Source organism: Granulicella sp. dw_53 (assembly GCF_018449545.1).
Lineage (GTDB): Bacteria > Acidobacteriota > Terriglobia > Terriglobales > Acidobacteriaceae > Edaphobacter.
Map to the genome: position 1 here is coordinate 1 of NZ_JAAVUR010000044.1, position 931 is coordinate 931.

At 57.9% G+C, this 931-nt stretch carries 1 protein-coding gene; it reads left to right on the forward strand.

The genetic code is table 11. From position 1 onward, the window contains the following. Positions 1-56: 56 nt before the first annotated feature. Positions 57-931, forward strand: an 875-nt coding sequence (locus HB393_RS24885) for an IS481 family transposase (protein WP_213807925.1), incomplete at its 3' end; no start/stop codon positions are given.

Genomic DNA, 931 nt, shown 5'->3' on the forward strand with positions numbered 1-931 from the left:
TGTTTAGTCCCGGCATTTGATGGTGCATACTTTTCTGAGCGCGAGAAGGAGGCACTATGGGACAGATTCTTCACCGGAGCGCCACAACGACAGAGGCGGTCCGTCGAGCGATACAACATAGTCAAGAGAGCATGAGGGCTTTGGCCCGGCGTCACGGCATCAACCAGAAGACGGTCGCCAAGTGGAAGAAGCGCGAGTCGACTGCTGATCGCCGCACCGGCCCAACGGTTCCCAGGTCTACGGTTCTGTCCGTCGAACAAGAAGCCGTGATCGTGGCGTTTCGCAAGCACACGCTGTTGCCGCTGGATGACTGCCTTTACGCACTCCAGCCCACGATTCCTCAGCTCACCCGCTCCTCACTTCATCGCTGTCTGGAGCGCCATGGCATCAGCCGGCTGCCTGATGTCGAAGGCGACAAGCCCAGGAGGAAGAAGTTTGACACCTATCCGATCGGCTTCTTTCACCTCGACCTGGCCGAAGTGAGAACCGCGGAAGGCAAGCTCTACCTGTTCGTCGCCATCGATCGGACTTCGAAGTTCGCCATCGTCGAACTCGTCGAAAAGGCCGACACGCGGGCTGCCGTCGCCTTCCTCGAAGCGCTCGTCGAAGCCGTTCCGTACCGCATCCACACCGTGCTCACCGACAACGGAATCCAATTCGCCGATCTGGCGAAGAACCGGCAAGGAGCAACTGCGCGCTTCCGTGGCCATCCCTTCGACAGACTTTGTTTCGTTCATGGAATCGAACACAGGCTGACCAAACCCAACCATCCCTGGACGAACGGGCAGGTCGAGCGCATGAACCGAACCATCAAGGACGCTACGGTGAAGCGATACTTCTACGACACCCATAACCAACTCAAAGCGCACTTGAACGACTTCCTCCAAGCCTATAACTTCGCCCGAAGACTCAAGACGCTCAAAGGCCTCAC